Origin of the sequence: Mangrovibacillus sp. Mu-81 (genome assembly GCF_036867415.1) — a bacterium.
GTDB lineage: Bacteria > Bacillota > Bacilli > Bacillales > Bacillaceae_B > Rossellomorea.
In genome coordinates this window covers 561386-580484 of sequence record NZ_JBAJHU010000002.1, presented here as the reverse complement: position 1 = coordinate 580484, position 19099 = coordinate 561386, and the positions used below count along the sequence as shown (strand labels likewise).

Below are 19099 nucleotides of genomic sequence, written 5' to 3'. Positions count from 1 at the left end.
GGAATAAAAGATATAGCCATGTAAATCCGTTCAATTTGTCCGATAACAGGATGGAAAGCTAGAACGTAAAGAGGTGGAAGTATGTTTCGTGGTTTTTATACAGTAGCATCCGGAATGATCGCGCAGCAGCGCAAAACAGAAATGTTGACCAATAATATGGCGAACGCGAATACTCCTGGTTATAAAGCTGACCAGGCTTCGATGCGGGCGTTTCCAGAGATGCTTTTGGAGAGGCTGGATTCGGCACAGGTTCCGACAGAGAGAAAGCTTTCTCTTCCTTTTAATCAAACGGTCGGTACGTTGAATACCGGCGTATATATGCAGGAGACGGTTCCGAAGTTTTTGCAGGGGGACATTCGGGAAACAGGACGCAAAGCTGACATTGCACTCGTGAATGGAAATATGCCGGCTGATGAAGAATCCGGCATGCCGGGATCAGTATTTCTCACGGTGGAAGGCGCAGACGGCCCGAGATATACCCGTAACGGGAATTTGACCGTGAACGGAAATGGCTTTTTGACCACAAACAGCGGACACTATGTATTGAATGAAAATGGCGGACGGATCCAGTTGGAAACCGATGATTTCAAGGTTGGCGAAACCGGAGAAATTCTCGTTGATGACACGGCGGTTGCCCGGCTGGCAATCGGATTTTCTGAAAACCCGAACACGATGATCAAGCAGGGTGACGGTTTATTTGCAACAGATGGCAATGTGCCGCTGCAAAATGCTTATGAAGCTGACGGTGTTGTTTTTTCAACAAAGCAAGGGTATCTTGAGCGTTCGAATGTGGATGCTTCCCGCACGATGACCGATATGATGACGGCTTACCGTGCCTTTGAAGCCAACCAGAAAGTACTTCAAGCTTACGACCGAAGCATGGAAAAAGCAGCGAATGAGATCGGACGGGTGAATTGATAAGCAACAGTTCTTTTCAATTAAATGTTGAGTTAGAAATTCACAGAGAAATACCTTATAATAAAGGGGAATTGACATGAACCGGACAATGATCACAGCGACGAATACGCTGGGCCAATTGCAAAGACAAATGGATATGATCGGTCAAAACCTGTCGAATGCGGAAACGACCGGCTTCAAGCGGAGAGAAGCGTCTTTCGCAGAGTTAATGGTGCAGAATGTACGCAATCAGGAGCGGACCGGTATGGAGACCGGCAGGCTGACCCCGCTTGGAATCAGATTGGGAACGGGAGCCAAGCTGTCCCAGGCTCAGTTGATCCTGTCCCAGGGATCCCTGAAGCCGACAGGACGTTCATTGGACTTCGCAATGACAAGCGACAGGCAGTTCTTTAAGGTGCTTGCACAGGACGGCGAAACGAACGCTGTCCGCTACACGAGGGACGGTGCGTTCTTTGCCAGTCCGATGGGGAACGGTGAATCGATGCTTGTGAATGGAAGCGGCTTCCCCGTCCTGGATGAGAATGATAATTTCATCACATTTTCAGAAGAAGCCTCTAATTTTGAATTGGGGGATAATGGAGTGCTCACGATCAACGGTGCGAATGGTGAAGCGGAACAAGTGAATCTAGGAATAGTTTCCATTGAAAAACCACAATTCTTAAGTCAATATGGAAGTAACCTAGTAGGTCTTCCCGAGAATTTGGATGAATTGGGAGTCGGAGCGGATGAAGTGCTGACCAATGTGACCGGCGGTGCCAGAACCGGCATTTCCATGGTACAGAATTCTCTTGAAGCCTCTAACGTCGATATTGGAAAAGAAATGACAGATATGCTGAATGTTCAACGATCCTATCAGTTCCAGGCGCGTTCAATCTCGCTTGCGGACCAGATGATGGGCCTCGTGAATGGTATACGGTAAAAGGAGTAGTAAGCGATGAGTGAAAAAGAACTGGTACAAGAAGCGAAAACAAGAGAAACAGTCAAAGCCGAGAAAAAGGTAAACCAGAAAAATGAAGCCAACCAGCAGCGCTGGGTGCGCGTCCGGATGCTTCCGATCTGGCTCCGGATCCTTCTCGTCATTCTCCTTCTTGCTGCCAGTCTTATACTGGGGGCTATGGTCGGCTACGGCGTCATTGGAGACGGCAATCCGACTGATGTATTCAAAAAAGAAACCTGGCAGCACATCATCGACATCGTCGTGAAAAAATAAACTGTAAAGGCCCGTCCTGAAGTGTGTTCACGCACTCCGTGGCGGGCCTTTGTCAGCTATTCCATTCTCCAGTCGAATTATGTACAATGGAGAAAGGTTAGATATTACAGGAGGTACATAATCAATGCTTGATATTAACGAAATCAAAGACATCATTCCACATCGCTATCCGTTCTTGCTGGTGGACCGAATCCTGGAAGTAGAAGAAGGCAAGAAAGCGATCGGTATCAAAAATGTAACGGCAAACGAAGAATTCTTTAACGGACACTTCCCTGATTATCCTGTCATGCCCGGCGTTCTCATCGTAGAGGCGCTTGCGCAGGTCGGTGCAGTGGCCATGCTGAAGAAAGAAGAGAACCGCGGGCGTCTGGCATTCTTTACCGGCATCGATAAATGCCGGTTCAAGCGTCAGGTGAAGCCTGGTGACCAGCTGAGACTGGAAGTGGAGATGATCCGTTTCAAAGGTCCGATCGGTAAAGGAAAAGGCGTCGCGACGGTTGATGGTGAAGTAGTGTGTGAACTGGAAATGATGTTTGCACTTGGGGAGAAGGAAGAATAAGGTTTTTTTGATAATCGGTTCTGCGGTGACTTTTTGGTTGCTGCGGGGCTTTTTTTGTTTTTGGGAAGGTTGTGCCTGGTGTTTAGAAATACTTGAATTTGAGCCAGGCCACAGATCAGTTCAAATGAGCAGGCTCATACTACATACCACGGACACACATACTACCCTCTCACCAAAAATCAATCCAACCCAATCCAAAAAAACTCAAAAATCCATGCAACTAAATTAATTTTAAGGGAAAGCTAACCACGAAAGACCACTAATAGCGGTCTTACATCAACAATCTAATAGGTGAAAGGAGTCATACATCATGAGTAAAAAGTTAGTATCGATCCTTAGTGGATCAGCATTGGCAGCGATGCTTCTTGTGGGGTGTAACATGAACGATCAGGAGCCGCCTCCGGAGGATGATGCACCAGTTGAAGAAGAAATGCCTGAAGATAATCAGGATGAAAATGACAACATGAATCCGGAACAAGATCAGAACCAGCAAAATGACAAAGACGCAGGACAAGATCAGAACACGCCTGAAGAAGATGCAGTGGAAGATGACCTCGATATGAAGGATGAGGATAATAAGGACCAGTAAGAAATTAGCGTAGAGGCTTATTGCTTCTACGCTTAATTCATTTTGCGGGCGTTGATTATGTATCGTTCTTCGGTGCTTGAGAGGTATTCAAAGGGGTAGCAAGTGGAAAGTGTCAAAATTTCATCAGGGGCCGTGGTCTTCAGGACAGATAGATCGGTTTCTTCTACAATAAATGTTTCAAACACTTCATACTGATGAAAACCGGATTTTAATTGAACCTCAAGTATATCCCCTCTTTCAATTTCCCCCATGCGTTTAAATACAGTATCTCTGTGTCCGGCTAAAAAAATGCGGTCTTTTTGACCGGGCAGTTTGGTATCTGAATAGTGACCAACCCCTTTTTCCAATTCTGCTCCGTCCGTCCCTTCAATAATCGGCAGTTCTTTATTTAGTTTGGGTATATTGAGGATTCCCACTACATCACCTTGCGAAAAGGAATAGGAAATACTTTCTGATGTTTCTTCCTCGTTTCCGGAAGCTTTCACAATATTTTGTGCGTCTTGCAATGCTTTCTTTTCTTGTACCTTTTGATCTGTCAAATGATATCCGGAATATCCAAGTAAGGACCCGCCGCCGACCAGTAAGACAATACTCAAGAACTTAATAAAATTGATCTTCACATGCGCTGCTCCCTTTTAAATTGGATGAAATGAATGTATTCGAGAAACTCTTGTTTAGTCAGTCCCTGTTCAATCGCTTTATTAACTAACTGGAGCCATTCTTCATCAATCGTAAATCCTTCTGATTTACATTCAAGTAATTGACTGAGTGAGATATTCAACGTATCTGCCAGTTTCTGAAGGACCTGGATGCTTGGGTTTTTTTGCAATCCTCTTTCTATGGAACTTATATAAGACTTGGAGATTCCTGCAAGATTAGACAGTTCATTGATGGTCATCCCCCTTTCATCGCGATAATGTTTCAATACTTCACCTACCAAATAACTCAGTCCCTTCACAGTATTGGTAATTTCATTATATAGAACAAATAGTATTTTATAAAAAACGTAAACGTGAGTAATGCAGAGTTTTTTCGATATAAAGAACGAAAATGCATGAGTTTGCCTGTTATTTAAAGAAATTTCCCACTTTTAAAAAAATATCGAGTCTAATATACTGAAGTTAACAGTTCTTTAAAACGAACATAAGACATAAGACAGGAGATAAGCTGAAATTCTAACTAAAGGAGATCGTTAAATGAAGAAATATAATAAAATCTTTTGCATTCTTATCATTTCAATGTTTATGTTTTCTCCTGATACTTATCAAGCAGAAGAGAATAGCAAAGAACAAAAGGAAGTAGATATATCGATTAGTCCATCTCCGGTTTTGTTCCATCTTACGAATGTTAAACCGGGAGATAAAATATCCAGGGAAATCACCATATCAAATAAAGGGAAACAGGATTTTCGTTATCTATTTTCTAACACATTTTTAAAGGGATCAGAGAAATTTTATAATGAATTAATTCTGGAAATCAGTGATGGAAAAGCAATCCTGGCAGAGGGGAAGGTAAAGGATTTTAAAAAGCTGGATCTCCGGGCTTTAGAAAGCAGCTCATCAGAAACACTGCAAATTTCAATCGAAATTCCATATGAACTGGGGAATGAATTTCAGGGTCTCTCAACCGAATTTCAGTTCAATTTCCTTGTGGAAGGCTCGAATGGTGCAGTAACTCCAGTTGATAATGGTGGGGGTATCCTGCCTGATACAGGGACGGATTATTATAAGTTTTTATTGATGGGAATGGTTCTATTTATCAGCGGGTTCAGCTTATACATGGTTACAGGTAGAAAATTTGCATCAAAGAAAATTAAACTACCACAATTTCCACTCAAAGAAAGGAAAGAGGCATAAATGTATAAAAAAATATGCACCCGCTGTACAAGAGCATCATTCAGCAGTTCGGAAAGCGGAAAATGGAGTTGTCCATCCTGTGGATATGATTTGACGGAGCATTCTTTTTACGACTCCAACACTTTCCAGAATATTAATGATAAAGTCCTTCCATTAAAGAAGAAATTGGAAGCATATCGCAATCAAAAAAATGAAAAGCTTTCGTAATGTTTCGACATAAGACCTTCCATTTTTTTCTATTATCCAACCAATAACAAGAAATTCCCTAAACTTTTGTCAATAAACATCTAATCATGTTGGAAAAATGTTTAAAATTAATTATTAGAAAAGACAAAAAACAACAGTTTGAGCCGTTTTTTATTAGTATAATGAGTTTAGTTCAAAGGGGCTAGTCAGACAAAGGCAAACCTATTGAAAGGTAGGGACGCAAAGTCACAGATCTAAGGTAAGAAAATGAGTGCAGTTTGATAGTGGTTTACATAAGAAAGTACTCATCAGGCGACTAGGATGGCTGGATTGCCTGAAATACATACTTGTATTTTGGGAGGAATGGAATTGGAGAAGCGTGAACTGGATTTAGAATGGATCGAACTAGTCAAACAAGCACTGGATGCGGGAATTTCAAAAAAAGAAATTAGAGAGTATCTGCAAAGCCATAAAAAAATGGAAGCGACTGGATACAAAATCGTATAAATAGAAAAAGTCTTGCAATCCACTTGCAAGACTTTATTTATTACCTAGTTTCCATTTATTGAATTCGATAAACTCGCGGAATTGTTCCTTTGTTATCCCTGAATCCGACGCTTCTTCAGCGATCTTAATCCACTCGCGATCGACTGGATTATCCCCGGAATCATCATGCAATAATGCGTCCATCGGAATGCCTAAAGCGGCAGAAACCTTTTCCAGGAATTGTATGGATGGGTTTTGCTGGATGTTTCGTTCAATGGAGCTCAGATATGACTTGGCAACCCCGGCTTTTTCTGCCAGCTCTGTCATTGACATTCTTTTTTCCTGCCTATATCGTTTCACTCGTGCTCCGATCATAGTGGACACCTGCCTATAAAATCGTTTCGATAATCTTATTATATCAAACCGTCAACATCTGCTCTATAAGAAGTTTACATATTGTCGCAAAATTAGACACTCGGTTTTGAGGTAGCCGGTATGCGAGGCTTAGACACCATCTTTTCTCGGAATTCTTTCACCAGTTCATCACCGGAATATCCCTTTTGAACCAAGTCGTCCAATAGAAGTTCTGCATATTCGTTACGCTGCTTCTTTAATTTTCCTTCAAATAAAATACTCATCTGGTCATTTATCTTTTTGATGCCGCGGATGGATGTCAAGAACGCGGCAGGGTCATTGGCTTTGTTCGAGATAACGACCTGGATTTCCAAATCATCCTTCTGCTGCTGGACCTTTTGGAAAAACTCGAGGTGCTTCTGGGACATATACGTTTCCACAAGCCAAGTGCTGTTTCCATCCTCTTTATTGATGATCAGACCGTCCTCAATGTCGAAATCATGGAGTTCCTCTTTATCCACTACCTGGAGTGAAATCACTTTAAAGGTTTTCATGAACGAACATCTCCCATAAAAGGTTATAGTGAAAGGCAGTACCCAAAAAGATTGTAGCTCTTCGTTCGTGTTGCAGGTCCGTGTGCACTTGCTGATTACGGGTAAAAAAATCGTAAAAAGCCTAGTTAAAAAAATTATATCACAGAGGGAATGGAATCCCTAATATGTAATTGTGTTAAAAAAGTCCAATTTCTGATATTTGGCCTTTTTTGGGTTTAAAAATGGGAAATCTCCCTAGGGCAATTTGTCGAATTGAAGGGTGATCAGGCTTCGGATTCGATAAATCTACAATTTTACAAGCTTGAAAGAGGGAGTGTAAGATGAAAACATTCCAAAGAGAAAGGAGTGTTGAATGAAGGTGATCAATCAAGTAACCCTGGTGGGCAGACTCACCAAGGATCCTGAAGCGAGGAAAACGGCGGAAGGAAGGTCGGTCCTCAATGTGACAGTTGCCGTGAACCGCCAGTTCAAAAACCAGCAAGGTCAAGTGGATGCGGATTTCGTCCTGTGCAAGCTATGGAACAAGGCTGCCGATAATACCGAGAAATATTGCCGCAAAGGCTCGGTCGTCGGGATTACGGGCCGGATTCAGACCCGCAATTATGAAAATGATCAAGGCAAGCGAATCTATGTCACCGAAGTCGTCGCCGAATTGATCAGATTCCTTGATCCGAAGCCGCAGTCTGAAAAAGATCCGGCCCCGGAAAAAGAACCAGTCGAGCTGCCATTCTAAAAGGAAAGGAGGGGAACACGTGGCAACCCTGCAAACGCTGGAACAGCGAATCGACCGATTGGAAAAATTGAATGAAGAACTGATCAAAAAAGTAGCAAGGGCAAACGTCGAGAATTTCTACCTGTCACAACGGGTCACGGCACTTGAACAAGGCTATGATTATCCGAAAGCCGTCCTGCAAACCACATCTTAAGGAATCCTTCGCATAATAGCTCCACCTTAGAACTCTTCAGAACGCATATCCAATTACAAATATAATTTCTGTCCAACCTATTCGTATTTGTCTCAAGTCCAATTGTCATCATGTCACCGCGTCATCCCTCTAACATGCCTCGTTAGACATAGAATATCGTAAGTAAGTAGTGAAGTAGCAATGCAATTCCCCAATATGTCTTCGTGTAGGGTCGGTTTCCTGTGGAACCGGCTGTTTTTTTGTTGGAATTGGATATGTGGAGTGGTTTATCAATGGTTGTGCAGAGTCAAAACAAGGACTAACGTTGAGATATGATCCATTTTTAAAATTTATGAGCCGTTCCCAGGGATTTACGATCCATTTTCCAATTAAATAATCCATTCGACAAATATACGATCCATTTCAGAAATATATGATCCCCTGAGAATTATTCTAAACTGTCCCCGCTCCTCAGATCCGTTAGAAAGTCCCATTGATACCTATCTTCTAAGCGACCAATTCTGCCGCCGCCAACGGCAAAAAACCCCTCCCTAAACGGGTGAGGTCCTGCCTAGCTATTCTATTCCAGCACCAACAACGACTGCAGATCCTGATCGGACAACTCGGTAACCCACTGGTCGCTTCTGATGATCTCGTCATTCAATGCCTGTTTCTTTTCGAGCATCGCGTCGATTTTTTCCTCAAGTGTTCCTGATGCCACCATTTTATGAACATGAACAAACCGCTGCTGGCCGATCCGGTATGCCCGGTCGGTGGCCTGGTTTTCGACGGCCGGGTTCCACCAGCGGTCGTAGTGGATGACGTGGTTGGCGGCAGTCAGGTTCAATCCCGTTCCGCCGGCCTTCAAGGAAAGCAGGAATACAGGGAAATCCCCGTTTTGGAACCGCTCCACCAGTTCATCGCGCTTGCCTTTGGCCATGCTTCCATTCAGGAAGGGGACATCGACGGCGAATTCCTCTTTGATGACCTCCTGGATCATTTCCCCCATAGAAATATACTGGGTGAAGATCAGTACAGCCTCTCCGGATTCAAGTGCTGTTTCCACAATGTCTTTCAACTTCTGCATTTTTTCGGAGCGCGTCAGGATCATTTTCGGATCCGGTTCTTTCAGATAAAGAGCCGGGTGGTTGCAGAGCTGCTTCAATTGATTCAGCATCTGCAGAATCAATCCCTTGCGTTCGAACCCGCTCAATGTCTCGATCTTGCTTAGTGTTTCCTGAACAAGCTGCTCATACAGGGCTGCCTGTTCAGCAGTCAGACTGCAGTATTCTTTCTGCTCGATTTTTTCAGGAAGGTTGAGCTCGACTTCAGGGTCCTTCTTCGTCCTGCGGAGCAGGAACGGTTTGATTTTAGCCTGAAGCTCTCGGACTTTTTCCTGTGATTCGTCCTTTTCAATCGGTGCAATATAATTCTTCTGGTATTGTGTGAAGCCGCCGAGATAGCCATGGTTCAGGAAGTCAAAGATGGACCACAGTTCTGACAGCCGGTTTTCCATCGGTGTACCGGTGAGTGCAATATGGTGTTTCCCGGTCAGCTTGCGGATGGCACGTGACTGTTTCGTGTTCGCATTCTTGATGTTCTGGGCTTCATCCAGTGAGATGGAGCTCCAATCCACTAATGACAGCTCTTCAAAATCAATATGTGACAAGCCGTAAGAAGTGAGGACGATGTCCATATCGGCTGTCCGTTCAGAAAACTTCTCTTCTTTTGCACGAGAAGGACCGTAATGAAGATGAACCTTTAAATCCGGTGCGAATTTCTTGAGCTCACGCTGCCAGTTCCCGAGAACTGAGGTAGGCGCAATGATCAAAGCCGGAGTCTCCGGTTTTTCGGTCGTTTTCACGTGAAGCAAATACGTGATGAGCTGAACCGTTTTTCCAAGTCCCATATCATCGGCAAGACACGCTCCAAAGCCGAATTTCCGCAGAAATAACATCCAACTCATCCCCAGCTGCTGATAAGGACGAAGTTCACCGTGGAAGTCTTCAGGAGTTTCAACCAGCGGAATCGAAGAGACATTCGTCAACTGACTGACAAGTTTCTTCAGAGAACGATTCAGCTCCAGCTGAATACGGGCATATGTATATGGATCATACTCGTCATCAGGCTCAACCGCGTCATCTTCTTCATCTCTCGGTACCAGTTCTTGCTCGAGCATATCCTGAATGGAGATGCCTTCCTGCTTTGCTTTCGTCATCATCTGCTGAATGCGGCGGATCATCGCCGGGTCCAGCTTCATCCATTGGCCGCGGATCTTTACCAGCCTCCGCTGATCGTCTACCAGTTTATTAAAATCTTCTTCTGATAAATTGACCCCGTTCATGGACAGGCGCCAGTCGAAATCAAGCATGGCGTTCAATCCTACAAAAGATGGCCGGTAACTGGTGTCGGTATTTTTCAACTTCGCCTTCACCAATACCTGGGCATCCTTCATCGCTTCCCACCAGGATGGTAGGAGAATTTCGATATCAAGGTCGATCAGCTTTACACTGAGGACCGATAAGAAATCCCATGCATCCTGCTCACTGAGGGAATCGGTTAATGATCCGTCTTGATTACGCAAAATCGGCATCATCTTCAGCCAGCGTTCCTGCTCTTCCCGAACCTGGGGGAGGTATCGTTTCCAAGATGTCGGAACCGTATCCTCCGCCAGCGAAATCACACGCTTTTCCTTTTTCCGGTCGCGCAGAATCGTTTCGAGCTGCCATGTTTCATCCTCATCAAGCGGTTCCGAAATCCTGAGTCCGACCGAAAACGGCAATTCCTCATCCTCTTCACCGCTGATCCACTCACTCCAGCGTTTCTCGTCAAAATACGCATGAAGCTCTTCGGAAGTCAGCGTACTTTCCTTCAGCTTCTGAATTCTCTTCATCGCTTCAGAGCCGCCTGCAGCCATCGCTTCATTCAGCGACCCTTCAAACCACTGCTGTGTTAAAGTGCTGAGGGAAGGGCCGTCAGGAAGGTCCTGCTGCCAAAATTCTTCGTTGAAATTCTTCCAGACTTCATCGGGTATATGGAATTGGAGACCTGATTCCTGCCATTCCTGAAAGCGCGGCAGCCAGCGTCCGGCTTCGATCGCTTCATAAATGACTGGGGCAATCGCGTTGCATGCCTGACCGGTTTCATCCCAGTCCCAATCCACCATCCCGCTGAAATGTTCCTGAGCAAGGAGGGTGAGAAGCTGCCACTTAGACACGACAATCCCGTCACTCACGATCGTATCGTTCAAAAGGGTCCCGTATTTGGACTCCTCATGCCAAAGAAACAGCTGACTTTTCCACTCTGAAGGCGGAAGCAGGACACCATCCCTATTTTCAGCGGTCAGAAAGAAACGGTCTTCATATTTAGTTGCATCTACATTGATTTTCACGGAAGACAGTTTAAGCATCAATCAACTTTCCCTTTCTGCATTCTTCTTGAAACGCACGTAATCGCTTGTATTTTTCCAAATTGTACGTTAAATAAGCATCCCATTTATCCGTTTGCTTCAGCTTTTTATAAATCGTCCGGATCTTTTTCATGTACCGGACCGCCTGCCTGTAGCTGTCGCGGTTCTTCTGTTCGATCGCATCAACCACGCCATTATAATAGAGGGGGAGGGCTAGCTCCGGTGACTCCTTATACACCTGCGGGAGACCGAGATTCTCCATCTCAGGGATCGAATAGCCCATATACTTCTGCAGCTCCACCCATTCACGGTAAGATTTTGTGTTAAGCAGGAATTCAGTGTAGCTGTAATAGCTGAATGGCAGCATAGACAGCAGGAGCTCCCTTAAGAAGTGAGGATCCCTTTCCATCAGCCACTCCGTCGGCAGCTTCCGGACGAACCAGCGAACGAAGCTTGATGCTTCATAATGATCCCGTTCTTCGATGTAAACCGGCAGCCTTTTCAAAATCGCCTTCAGCAAAAGAAGCAGCGCCTCATACCGTTTCGAAAGCACGAATTTCACCAGCCAGAACTCTGAATAGACAACAAGCTCGGTACCGATCGCTTCCACCATTTCATCCGCCTTTTCAAACTCTTCAAGAAGCAGATATTGATGAAGGAGGGCAATCTGGGTGAATGGGTCCTGGGGCGTTCCGGAGGCTTCAAGCCGATTCACTTCATCTCGCCGCCAAGCCTTTTGTTTGAACAGATAGTACCAAATAAAACGATACACCTCGGCTTTGACAGTTATACTGTGATCCAGATCTTCACTCATTTCGGCGGATCTTTCTTTTAAAAATGCAATGAACGGATCAAAGCTGAACGGCATCGCATGTACCGAAAGCTTCTCGACCGCATCTTCCATCTGGTCCAAAAGATAATCGAAGAGGGCATACTGTTCGCGGTTCAGTTCAATGTCCCTCTTTTGTAAAAAACCATCGACTTTTAACGTCAGGAAGAACGTAGCAAAAAGCTGATAAAGAGGCTTCCATTCACGCTCAAACGGTGCTTCCTTATTGAATCGTTTATAAATATTCTGAATAATGACGTCCATCAAATAGGGCTGTCGTTCGAGAAGCTGAAGATCCTCTTTCTGTAAGAGCGTCTCGAAGAACTGCCACCATTCATGGGGTGTATTTCCCCGTGTTTTCCGTTCCTGCAATAAATCACTGGCCTTCCGGAGGGCACCGGTACTGCCGTGTTTCTTCAATAACTCGCTTAGAGATGAATTGTCATTGTCATCTACAGCCGAAGCGGGAGAGCTTTCCTGGCTGCGCCAATCCTGAATCCACTCACTGACCCTGGCCACTTTATTGTAAAGCATGAAAAAAACGGCCATCTGATGCCGGCACCAGCCCGAATATGGGCATGAGCACTTGCTCAGCATTGGAAACTGCAAATCGAGGCGCACGGAAACAGGTGTGACATCCTGAACATCGGCACTGGCTTCCTCATCGCGTACCTTCACATTCGACACCAGGTTCTGGCGAAACAAAAGAAGCCCTTTTGAGACAATATTACGCCCATCGTCAGTCCCGGGATTCAGCTCACCCTGAATCGACCGACTCATCGGAATCAATTTATCCTTCAATTCCTCAATCCGAATCGCCATCCAACAATCTCTCCCATCTATAAAATCGCATTCTATAATTATAACGCAAAAGGAGTGTGGAATGGAATAACAGAGGGGAAATGTGCAGAAGTTGGGGAAAGGGAGGTGAAATATTTCTCGGGAAATGTCGAATGGTTGGGGAGTGTGGTGATGGGGTGTTTAGTTGTGTACCAGGTACAAATCGGGGGAATTGTACCTGGTACATAAACTTCAAATTGTACCAGGTACAAAATTGCTAATAGAATTCTGAGCCAGGCTCAAAACAACGAATTTGAGCCTGGCACCCCGCCCCAATGAACCCCAAATTCAGCTGCCGCCAAAAATCCTACTCTTCCCAATGAATATAAAATCTCCCCCCACTATGAACATTCACACTTTTCAGCTTAACAGCCTCGCCATTTCTAAAATAAAAATTCTTATTTTCCGGAAACCGAAGCTCCTCATCGCCCCGGGTCACGACCAATTCAGGATTCTTGTTATCCCGTTTATCGATCAGCACCCGGTAACCGCGTTCTCTGAAAAATTCCTTGCCATCCAAATACCAGTCAGAAAACGGGCCTGAATCCAATGCAAACCCAAGATAGCCGGCCATGACTTGAGGGAGCTCTGTGTTCTCAATCAATCCCGCAGGCTTGCCTGGGCCATAAGCATATAAGAAAACATCCTCTCCGGTATGCCCATGTGTGGAGAATCCCAGATTCGAACGCTTGGCCATCAGCTTGACCATCTCATTCTCGAGGTCTCCCACACTCTTGGCTTCATCCATGAGACAGTATTCTTTTTTACTTAACCCGGTCAGTCCATAGGCTTTTAGCACTTCTTTCAAATTGGAGCGATCTTTTTTCAATTGGGAGGTTGCTCCCTTGACCGTATACTTCGCTTTCTTCAATGGCTCGATGAAGTTTTCACGGGGCTGACTTTTATATGTTTTATCCGTATCGGCATTTCCAAGGGTCAGCCCGCTGTTCCCGTGATCGGTTACGGCGATGACCATCGTGTTCCCATCTTTCTCTGCAAACTTCAATGCTTCCCCGACAGCCTGATCGAAGCTAAGCACCTCACTGATCATACCGACGGGGTCATTCTTGTGGGCCGCCCAATCGACCTTGCTTCCTTCGACCATGAGAAAGAAGCCCTTATCCTTATCAGAAAGCCGGCCAATTGCCGCCCGGGTCATCTCGGCTAGCGTCGGTTCATCCGGTTTCAACGCTTTCCGGTCAAAATCATAGGCGAGATCTTCTTCTGCAAAAGCTCCCCACAGTCTTTCGCCGGAGTTCCTTTTTGAAAGCCCCTCTTTCTTTGTAATGAAGGAGTAGCTCGAACCGGATTTAATCGTTGCGATATGATTCTCTCCGTCTTCGCGGGAAATTTGTTTGGTTTTGAGCATGCCGTCATCATTTTTGACGGCGTTTTTAGGTTTCGGTTTGAGCCAGGCTGCCCCGCCGCCGAGGATGACGTCGAGTTCCTGGTAGACCTGCTGCTCCCCGATGTCGCCGAAATCATCGCGGTTCAGGACATGGGAGGTGAAAGCAGCCGGAGTTGCATGCTGGACGGGAGAGGTGGCGACGATTCCTGTGCCATAACCCGATAGCCTGGCTGCTTCCAAAACGGTCAGCACGGGCTTACCTTTCGCGTTCATGCCGATATAGTCTGCGCGCGTCTTCCTCCCGGTGGCCATGGCCGACCCGGCTGCTGCTGAGTCCGTAATTGCGGATTCCCCCGAATACGTCCGTACGCCGCCGGCGAGAATCTTATCCAAATTCAATGCTGATCCTTTATACCAGCGTGAAAGGGTGACAATGTCTGAATTCGTTCCGTCCATGATCATGAAGATCACATTTTTCCTGGGAGGGTTGGCGGCAAACCCGCAGGAGCCGGGGAAAGAGAAGGCGAGAAGGGATAGAAGGATGATGACGATGAGTATCGGCTGGATTGTTTTCATGATTTCGTCTCCTTTTCATGACGTGATTTACCCTTAGTATCAACACCAGCAAAGAGACTATGTATGAAAAAGACCCGCTCCGAAGTTGAGCGGGTCTACAAACAATTATTTTCTTTCTAAAATGCCTAACAGCAGATTCTCAAGGACATCGGGCTGTTCCATTTTTTTTAAGTCCCTCAGTTTGATTTTATCCCAATCAAGCGCGGTGATGAATGAAGCATTATTTCTCAATGCCGGAACCAGACCGGGATTGACGATGTAATATTCGCCGGCTTTCACTCCTGATTTAATCTGGATCATGCCATCGACCTGCAGCCCGGTTTCAACGGCCCGCTTTTTGACAGTGCCTTTTTCCGTCAACACCCAGATGTGCTTTTTCGAACCGGATTTCTCGATAGCTGTCACCGGTACGGCCAAGGCGTTCTTCACTTCATCCGTAATGATGGAGACGAAAACGTGGTGGCCGGGGAGAAGTTTGTTTTCTTCATCCTGCAGCTTGATTTCGATCGGATACATGCTGTCCGTTTCCAGATGGGGATCCCTTTTAGGAAGGGAAGAAACGCCTGTGACCAGTCCTTTTTGGGTTTTCTTTTCAACCTCGGATTGGACGTTGACATTCATGTTTTCTTCTACTTCCATGATCTCTTTTTCCGTCAGGTCCGTCGTGACAAGTGTCGAGTTTGAAGCAATGGTAATCAACGGGTTCTGGACGGCGTGGGAAAGTTCCTTGATGATCCCTTCTCCGCTGCTTTCGACTGTCAGTGTTGTTTCATACGATTCCAAGTCGGAAATCTGGCGCTCGAGACTGTCGACCTGATTTTCGAGACGGTCCATTTCGAGTTCCCGAGAGGCAATTTCCTTCTTGATATCATATTCTGTTTCAAGGGCACTTGCTTCAAGCGGCATCTCTTCTTCATCATATGTAGAAGGAAGGGAGCCTTCAAGTCCTTCCAGATCAGAAATGTTGTCTTCAATGCTGTCGATCTCATCTTCTAGCTGGTCGACTTCTGATTCGAGGACATCTTTTTGCCCTGTGAAATCGGTTACCTCATACTCATAAAGAGGGGTTCCCGCTTTTACTTCGTCGCCTTCTTTCACAAGGAATTTGGTGAAGGATCCGAATTCATCGTTGAAGTAAAGGTAGGTTTCCTCTGCTGAAGTGACAACGCCAGATTTTGTAAGATTTTTTTCTAAATCGTCCTGTTTGAACATATTCCAATTACTCACTCTAACTTCACGTTCAACTTTACTGTTTGCTTTTTCAATGAAATATATGTTCGTTCCCGTGAATAGGATGATTAAAGTTAAAATAATGTAAAATACTCTTTTTTTATTCATTTTATCCCAGCCTTTAGTTAGTTAGATGAGAGAAGAGAAATTAATGTATGCGAGTAAAGCTGTAATCGCCCAAAAGAATAGATTGGTTAAAAGAATGACTAACCAGATTAGCCAATTCTTCTGCTTAGTCAGAGACTTCAAACCTTTGAATTGAATATAGAAGATCCACACTTTAAATAAGGAAATGCTGCCTAGAAAATATACAACCCAGGAATGTGAAATTATGTATTGTGCAAGCACTCCAAGGGAAAAGGGTGACGAATGCCAATCTAGTGATAAAAAGAGGGATAAGGGTATGTAGGTAAGCTTTTCCAACATCAATATGATTAGAACAATCCCTTGGGTCATAACAAGCTTTTTGTATTCTCCCTCTTCAGAAATCGTCCAGAAAATCAATGAAGGCACAAATAGAATTATTGCTGCATATAACAGTCCGGCCAGTAATTTCCCAAGAAAGAACAGAAATTTCTCAAGTTCATAAGTGGTCGGTGATATTTCAGTTAACTCCATTGACAGTGAATCCATTCCGATACCAAAAAAAGCAATGAAACCGAAACTAACTAAAGAAAAAAAGAATAAAAGAAAAACTTTTTTGCGATACCTTTCTAGTTTCTCTGCTTCAGTAAGTTGATAAAAGAAAAGTGATGGTTGTGTTAAACCCTTGAAGAGCCTGACTTCTCTATGCATAAATGGTTGTCCTCCAACTTGAATTGATTCCTTCTCTTATTCTATCGAAAATCATCGAACTTTTCCATAAATTGTAGAATGAAATTGTAGAGAAAATAAAAAAGCGTCCATAGACGCCCTTCCATTATGCTTGATATGTTAGGTATGTAGTCCCGGCAATTAGCAGGATTGTTATAATAAAAAAGCTTATGTACATGATGATTTTCTGTGTTTTCTTTTTCTTCATTGCTTCTTCAGGTGTTAAAAATGCCAAGTGAATATCCCCCTTTATTCTTGGTTTGAGTGGCTCATCAGCCACTTAATTTTGTCTTTTCAAAACCACACCAACATATATTATCGGCAGGGATATGAATTCATTTATAGGAAAAAGGTAACTTTTAAAAAATATAATAAAAAATATGTCAATTTGTGTATAAATATGGTAATATACCTATAAATTGAGGTTTGTAATTTCGACAACTAGTGTAATAAAGTAATAGAAACTGTTTGAATATATAGGAGGTTGTCTTTTTTGAAAAAGAACGCAAGAAAAGACCAACATGTTCTCTCTGTCATGCAAAAAGCATTCGACAAAGGGCAGCAGGGGAACATGGATGCGAACAAAATGTTAAGCTGGCTGAAACAGGAACTTCAAAGTGAATATACATTCCAAAACGAAAAAGCACTCTAAAACCACATTTGGTTAAAGAGTGTTTTTTCACTTCTTGTACATACTACGGTGCTTTACCAGTCTTGGGCGAAGTTATAAGTCTGATTCACCTGATTGGCGAATTTCTCTTTTCGTTTTTCTGTTTGATAAGTGAGAGTCGCTAGTGTACGTTTTAATTTTGGGTGGTCATTCAGCATGGTGATAATTGCAGCTGTTTCCTCATCTTCAAAGGATTCTCTCAACACCATTGGATCCGAAGTATATCCTTCCGCTTTTTCTCCGAATAATATCCTGTTCGTTTCTTCTGTCGGAATTTTGTAAGCTTCCTTGAATAACTTTAGCATCTTCAAGGAAATCTCCCTATCACCGCGCTCGTAGTTGGAAAGGGTGGTTGAGCCAATATTCAATCTTTCTGCTGCTTCCGTTTGAGTTAGTTCAATCACTTCTTTCCGATATCGCTGTAATTCTTCGTGCAGTTTTAGTTCCATTTTCTCACCGACCATCTCTTTTCCTTCAAGATAATCGTTTTGATGTGGGGAAAAAGATTATTACACAATATGAAAAGTTAATAAACTTTTCATATTGTGAATTATTCGAGAAGCTATACCATTATCCATAAATTGATAGTATGATATAAAAGTAAATAATTGTCATTTGTTGTTGAATTAGCGTGAAGGGTGGAAAAAGTATGAAAAAGCTAAGTTCAGAAATTGAAAGAAATGACGCAACAACTGATAATCAAACTTGGCATCAAAAAGACTTTGCATCAACAAAGCTGAGTTTTCTGATATCCAGTCATACGAAAAGGTACTTCCGGGCTGGGGACTATGGAAAGAAGCGGGTGCACTTCTTCTGCCAATCACCAGAAAACGACAAACATTTCATCGAATTATACAACGACCAAACACCTCCAGAAATGACGCACACCAACAAACTCATATGCTTCATAAAGGAAAATGAACGAATCATCTACACGGGAAAGAAGAGTTAAATAGAGATTCTTTCTCAGGTTCAATAGTCCGCCGCCTCACTGCTTCATGCAGTGAGGTCCCATCAAATCCCTCTTCCAAATCCGCACGATTCTTCATGCAATAAACTAAGTAAAGTCAATAAAATGACTTCTCACAAAAACCACAAAAAAATTAAATTTTTTACAGGAAAATGGAAAACAGTGTCGAATTGTAAATTTAAAGGAAAATATTCCTAGAGAAGAATGTCGAAAATAAGAGTCCAAAAGGAGGAAGTAATGAACAAAGAATTCATTTTGGTTTTCGAAAATATCCACGTAGCAAAAAAGATTGAGACTACATCTAAAAAACACCTCGTTTTATTCCAGGGTCAGCAATACCGCAACCGGTTTGTTGTGGTGAGCAGGCCGCCGGGTTTCTCGCAAGCATTGGAAGGAATCATGTATTCCGACAAGATACTTGAAACAGTGGGATTCAGCACAATTTTTGCGGTGCCGATCGACTTGAAGCATTCCATACCGTTTAAGTTCGTGCGGGTTGATGACAGGGATCAGAAACCGCTGGACTGCAAAGTTATACTTGAAAACCAAAATGGAGAATATAAGTTGGACATACGTGTCCGCTATCCACAGGATGACACGTTAAACCATGAAGACAGGGAAGATATCCTTTCCTACCTCTTTCATAAAAACGATGAAGGGCGTATAACGTACTTTCTGAAAAATCCCGACGTGTATAAAGGGAAGGGAAGGAAACAAAAAGATTAACAGTAATGAGCCGAAGGGCGAACCTGCTATCTAGGGACGTCTTTTTTGATTTTTACCTTGATTAATTCACC

23 protein-coding genes and 1 riboswitch are annotated in these 19099 nt (G+C 43.8%); of the genes, 12 read left to right on the top strand and 11 right to left on the bottom strand.

The genetic code is table 11. The features are described from left to right. Positions 1-81 precede the first annotated feature (81 nt). From V6B33_RS06415 to V6B33_RS06395, 5 genes are all read left to right on the top strand, one after another. Positions 82-918: a flagellar hook-basal body protein gene (locus V6B33_RS06415; protein ID WP_334216911.1), complete on the top strand. Its 837-nt coding sequence runs from the start codon at positions 82-84 to the stop codon at positions 916-918. Positions 919-994: 76 nt separating this feature from the next. Then, on the top strand, positions 995-1837 hold the full coding sequence (locus tag V6B33_RS06410) for a flagellar hook-basal body protein (RefSeq protein ID WP_334216910.1): 843 nt from the start codon (positions 995-997) through the stop codon (positions 1835-1837). 15 nt (positions 1838-1852) lie between these two features. Further along, positions 1853-2128, top strand: a complete 276-nt coding sequence (locus V6B33_RS06405; protein WP_334216909.1) for a DNA-directed RNA polymerase subunit beta — start codon at positions 1853-1855, stop codon at positions 2126-2128. Positions 2129-2252: 124 nt separating this feature from the next. Continuing rightward, positions 2253-2687, top strand: coding sequence for a 3-hydroxyacyl-ACP dehydratase FabZ (gene fabZ, locus V6B33_RS06400; RefSeq protein WP_334216908.1), 435 nt, complete (start codon positions 2253-2255; stop codon positions 2685-2687). A 310-nt stretch (positions 2688-2997) separates the two neighbouring features. Continuing rightward, positions 2998-3276 carry a hypothetical protein gene (locus tag V6B33_RS06395; protein WP_334216907.1) on the top strand — a complete coding sequence of 93 codons (279 nt, stop codon included), beginning with the start codon at positions 2998-3000 and terminating at the stop codon, positions 3274-3276. A 32-nt stretch (positions 3277-3308) separates the two neighbouring features. Here V6B33_RS06395 and V6B33_RS06390 read toward each other — a convergent pair whose 3' ends face one another. After that, on the bottom strand, positions 3309-3896 hold the full coding sequence (locus V6B33_RS06390) for a class D sortase (protein ID WP_334216906.1): 588 nt from the start codon (positions 3894-3896) through the stop codon (positions 3309-3311). Next, positions 3893-4201, bottom strand: a complete 309-nt coding sequence (locus V6B33_RS06385) for a helix-turn-helix domain-containing protein (protein ID WP_334216905.1) — start codon at positions 4199-4201, stop codon at positions 3893-3895. The genes V6B33_RS06390 and V6B33_RS06385 overlap by 4 nt, the downstream gene beginning before the upstream one ends. Positions 4202-4472: 271 nt before the next feature. On the opposite strand from V6B33_RS06385, the gene V6B33_RS06380 reads away from it, so the two are divergent. Together V6B33_RS06380 and V6B33_RS06375 are read left to right on the top strand one after the other, a co-directional pair. Next, positions 4473-5132, top strand: a complete 660-nt coding sequence (locus tag V6B33_RS06380) for a TasA family protein (protein ID WP_334216904.1) — start codon at positions 4473-4475, stop codon at positions 5130-5132. A gap of 391 nt (positions 5133-5523) precedes the next feature. Next, positions 5524-5656: riboswitch (cyclic di-GMP riboswitch) on the top strand. A gap of 25 nt (positions 5657-5681) precedes the next feature. Beyond that, positions 5682-5825 carry an anti-repressor SinI family protein gene (locus tag V6B33_RS06375; RefSeq protein WP_334216903.1) on the top strand — a complete coding sequence of 48 codons (144 nt, stop codon included), beginning with the start codon at positions 5682-5684 and terminating at the stop codon, positions 5823-5825. A gap of 33 nt (positions 5826-5858) precedes the next feature. On the opposite strand, the gene V6B33_RS06370 is transcribed toward V6B33_RS06375, so the two are convergent. Next, positions 5859-6179: a helix-turn-helix domain-containing protein gene (locus V6B33_RS06370; RefSeq protein ID WP_334216902.1), complete on the bottom strand. Its 321-nt coding sequence runs from the start codon at positions 6177-6179 to the stop codon at positions 5859-5861. Between the two features lie 92 nt (positions 6180-6271). After that, positions 6272-6712: a YwpF-like family protein gene (locus V6B33_RS06365; protein ID WP_334216901.1), complete on the bottom strand. Its 441-nt coding sequence runs from the start codon at positions 6710-6712 to the stop codon at positions 6272-6274. A gap of 358 nt (positions 6713-7070) precedes the next feature. Here V6B33_RS06365 and V6B33_RS06360 point away from each other — a divergent pair, with 358 nt between their 5' ends. Next, positions 7071-7445 (top strand): single-stranded DNA-binding protein, encoded by a 375-nt coding sequence (locus V6B33_RS06360; RefSeq protein WP_334217073.1) that lies wholly within the window; start codon positions 7071-7073, stop codon positions 7443-7445. Positions 7446-7464: 19 nt separating this feature from the next. Beyond that, entirely contained in the window at positions 7465-7638 is a 174-nt protein-coding gene (locus tag V6B33_RS06355; protein WP_172250483.1) for a hypothetical protein, read from the top strand. A 559-nt stretch (positions 7639-8197) separates the two neighbouring features. Here the strand turns inward: V6B33_RS06355 and V6B33_RS06350 are convergent. The 6 genes from V6B33_RS06350 to V6B33_RS06325 all read right to left on the bottom strand — a co-directional run bounded on the left by V6B33_RS06350 (position 8198) and on the right by V6B33_RS06325 (position 16897). After that, entirely contained in the window at positions 8198-11026 is a 2829-nt protein-coding gene (locus V6B33_RS06350) for a DEAD/DEAH box helicase (RefSeq protein ID WP_334217072.1), read from the bottom strand. Next, positions 11019-12677 (bottom strand): SWIM zinc finger family protein, encoded by a 1659-nt coding sequence (locus V6B33_RS06345; protein ID WP_334216900.1) that lies wholly within the window; start codon positions 12675-12677, stop codon positions 11019-11021. Before V6B33_RS06345 ends, V6B33_RS06350 begins: the two co-directional genes overlap by 8 nt. Positions 12678-13002: 325 nt before the next feature. Beyond that, positions 13003-14619 carry an alkaline phosphatase gene (locus tag V6B33_RS06340; protein WP_334216899.1) on the bottom strand — a complete coding sequence of 539 codons (1617 nt, stop codon included), beginning with the start codon at positions 14617-14619 and terminating at the stop codon, positions 13003-13005. Positions 14620-14724: 105 nt separating this feature from the next. Further along, positions 14725-15957, bottom strand: a complete 1233-nt coding sequence (locus V6B33_RS06335; RefSeq protein WP_334216898.1) for an efflux RND transporter periplasmic adaptor subunit — start codon at positions 15955-15957, stop codon at positions 14725-14727. A 21-nt stretch (positions 15958-15978) separates the two neighbouring features. Then, positions 15979-16467 (bottom strand): hypothetical protein, encoded by a 489-nt coding sequence (locus V6B33_RS06330; protein ID WP_334216897.1) that lies wholly within the window; start codon positions 16465-16467, stop codon positions 15979-15981. A gap of 301 nt (positions 16468-16768) precedes the next feature. After that, positions 16769-16897, bottom strand: a complete 129-nt coding sequence (locus tag V6B33_RS06325) for a hypothetical protein (RefSeq protein WP_334216896.1) — start codon at positions 16895-16897, stop codon at positions 16769-16771. 258 nt (positions 16898-17155) lie between these two features. Between V6B33_RS06325 and V6B33_RS06320 the strand changes: the two genes are divergently transcribed. Then, positions 17156-17314: a hypothetical protein gene (locus V6B33_RS06320; RefSeq protein WP_334216895.1), complete on the top strand. Its 159-nt coding sequence runs from the start codon at positions 17156-17158 to the stop codon at positions 17312-17314. Between the two features lie 53 nt (positions 17315-17367). Here V6B33_RS06320 and V6B33_RS06315 read toward each other — a convergent pair whose 3' ends face one another. Then, positions 17368-17796, bottom strand: coding sequence for a helix-turn-helix domain-containing protein (locus V6B33_RS06315; RefSeq protein ID WP_334216894.1), 429 nt, complete (start codon positions 17794-17796; stop codon positions 17368-17370). A gap of 185 nt (positions 17797-17981) precedes the next feature. Here V6B33_RS06315 and V6B33_RS06310 point away from each other — a divergent pair, with 185 nt between their 5' ends. Together V6B33_RS06310 and V6B33_RS06305 are read left to right on the top strand one after the other, a co-directional pair. Continuing rightward, positions 17982-18284, top strand: a complete 303-nt coding sequence (locus tag V6B33_RS06310; protein ID WP_334216893.1) for a hypothetical protein — start codon at positions 17982-17984, stop codon at positions 18282-18284. Between the two features lie 255 nt (positions 18285-18539). Then, positions 18540-19028 (top strand): hypothetical protein, encoded by a 489-nt coding sequence (locus tag V6B33_RS06305; protein WP_334216892.1) that lies wholly within the window; start codon positions 18540-18542, stop codon positions 19026-19028. The last annotated feature ends 71 nt before the right edge of the window (positions 19029-19099 follow it).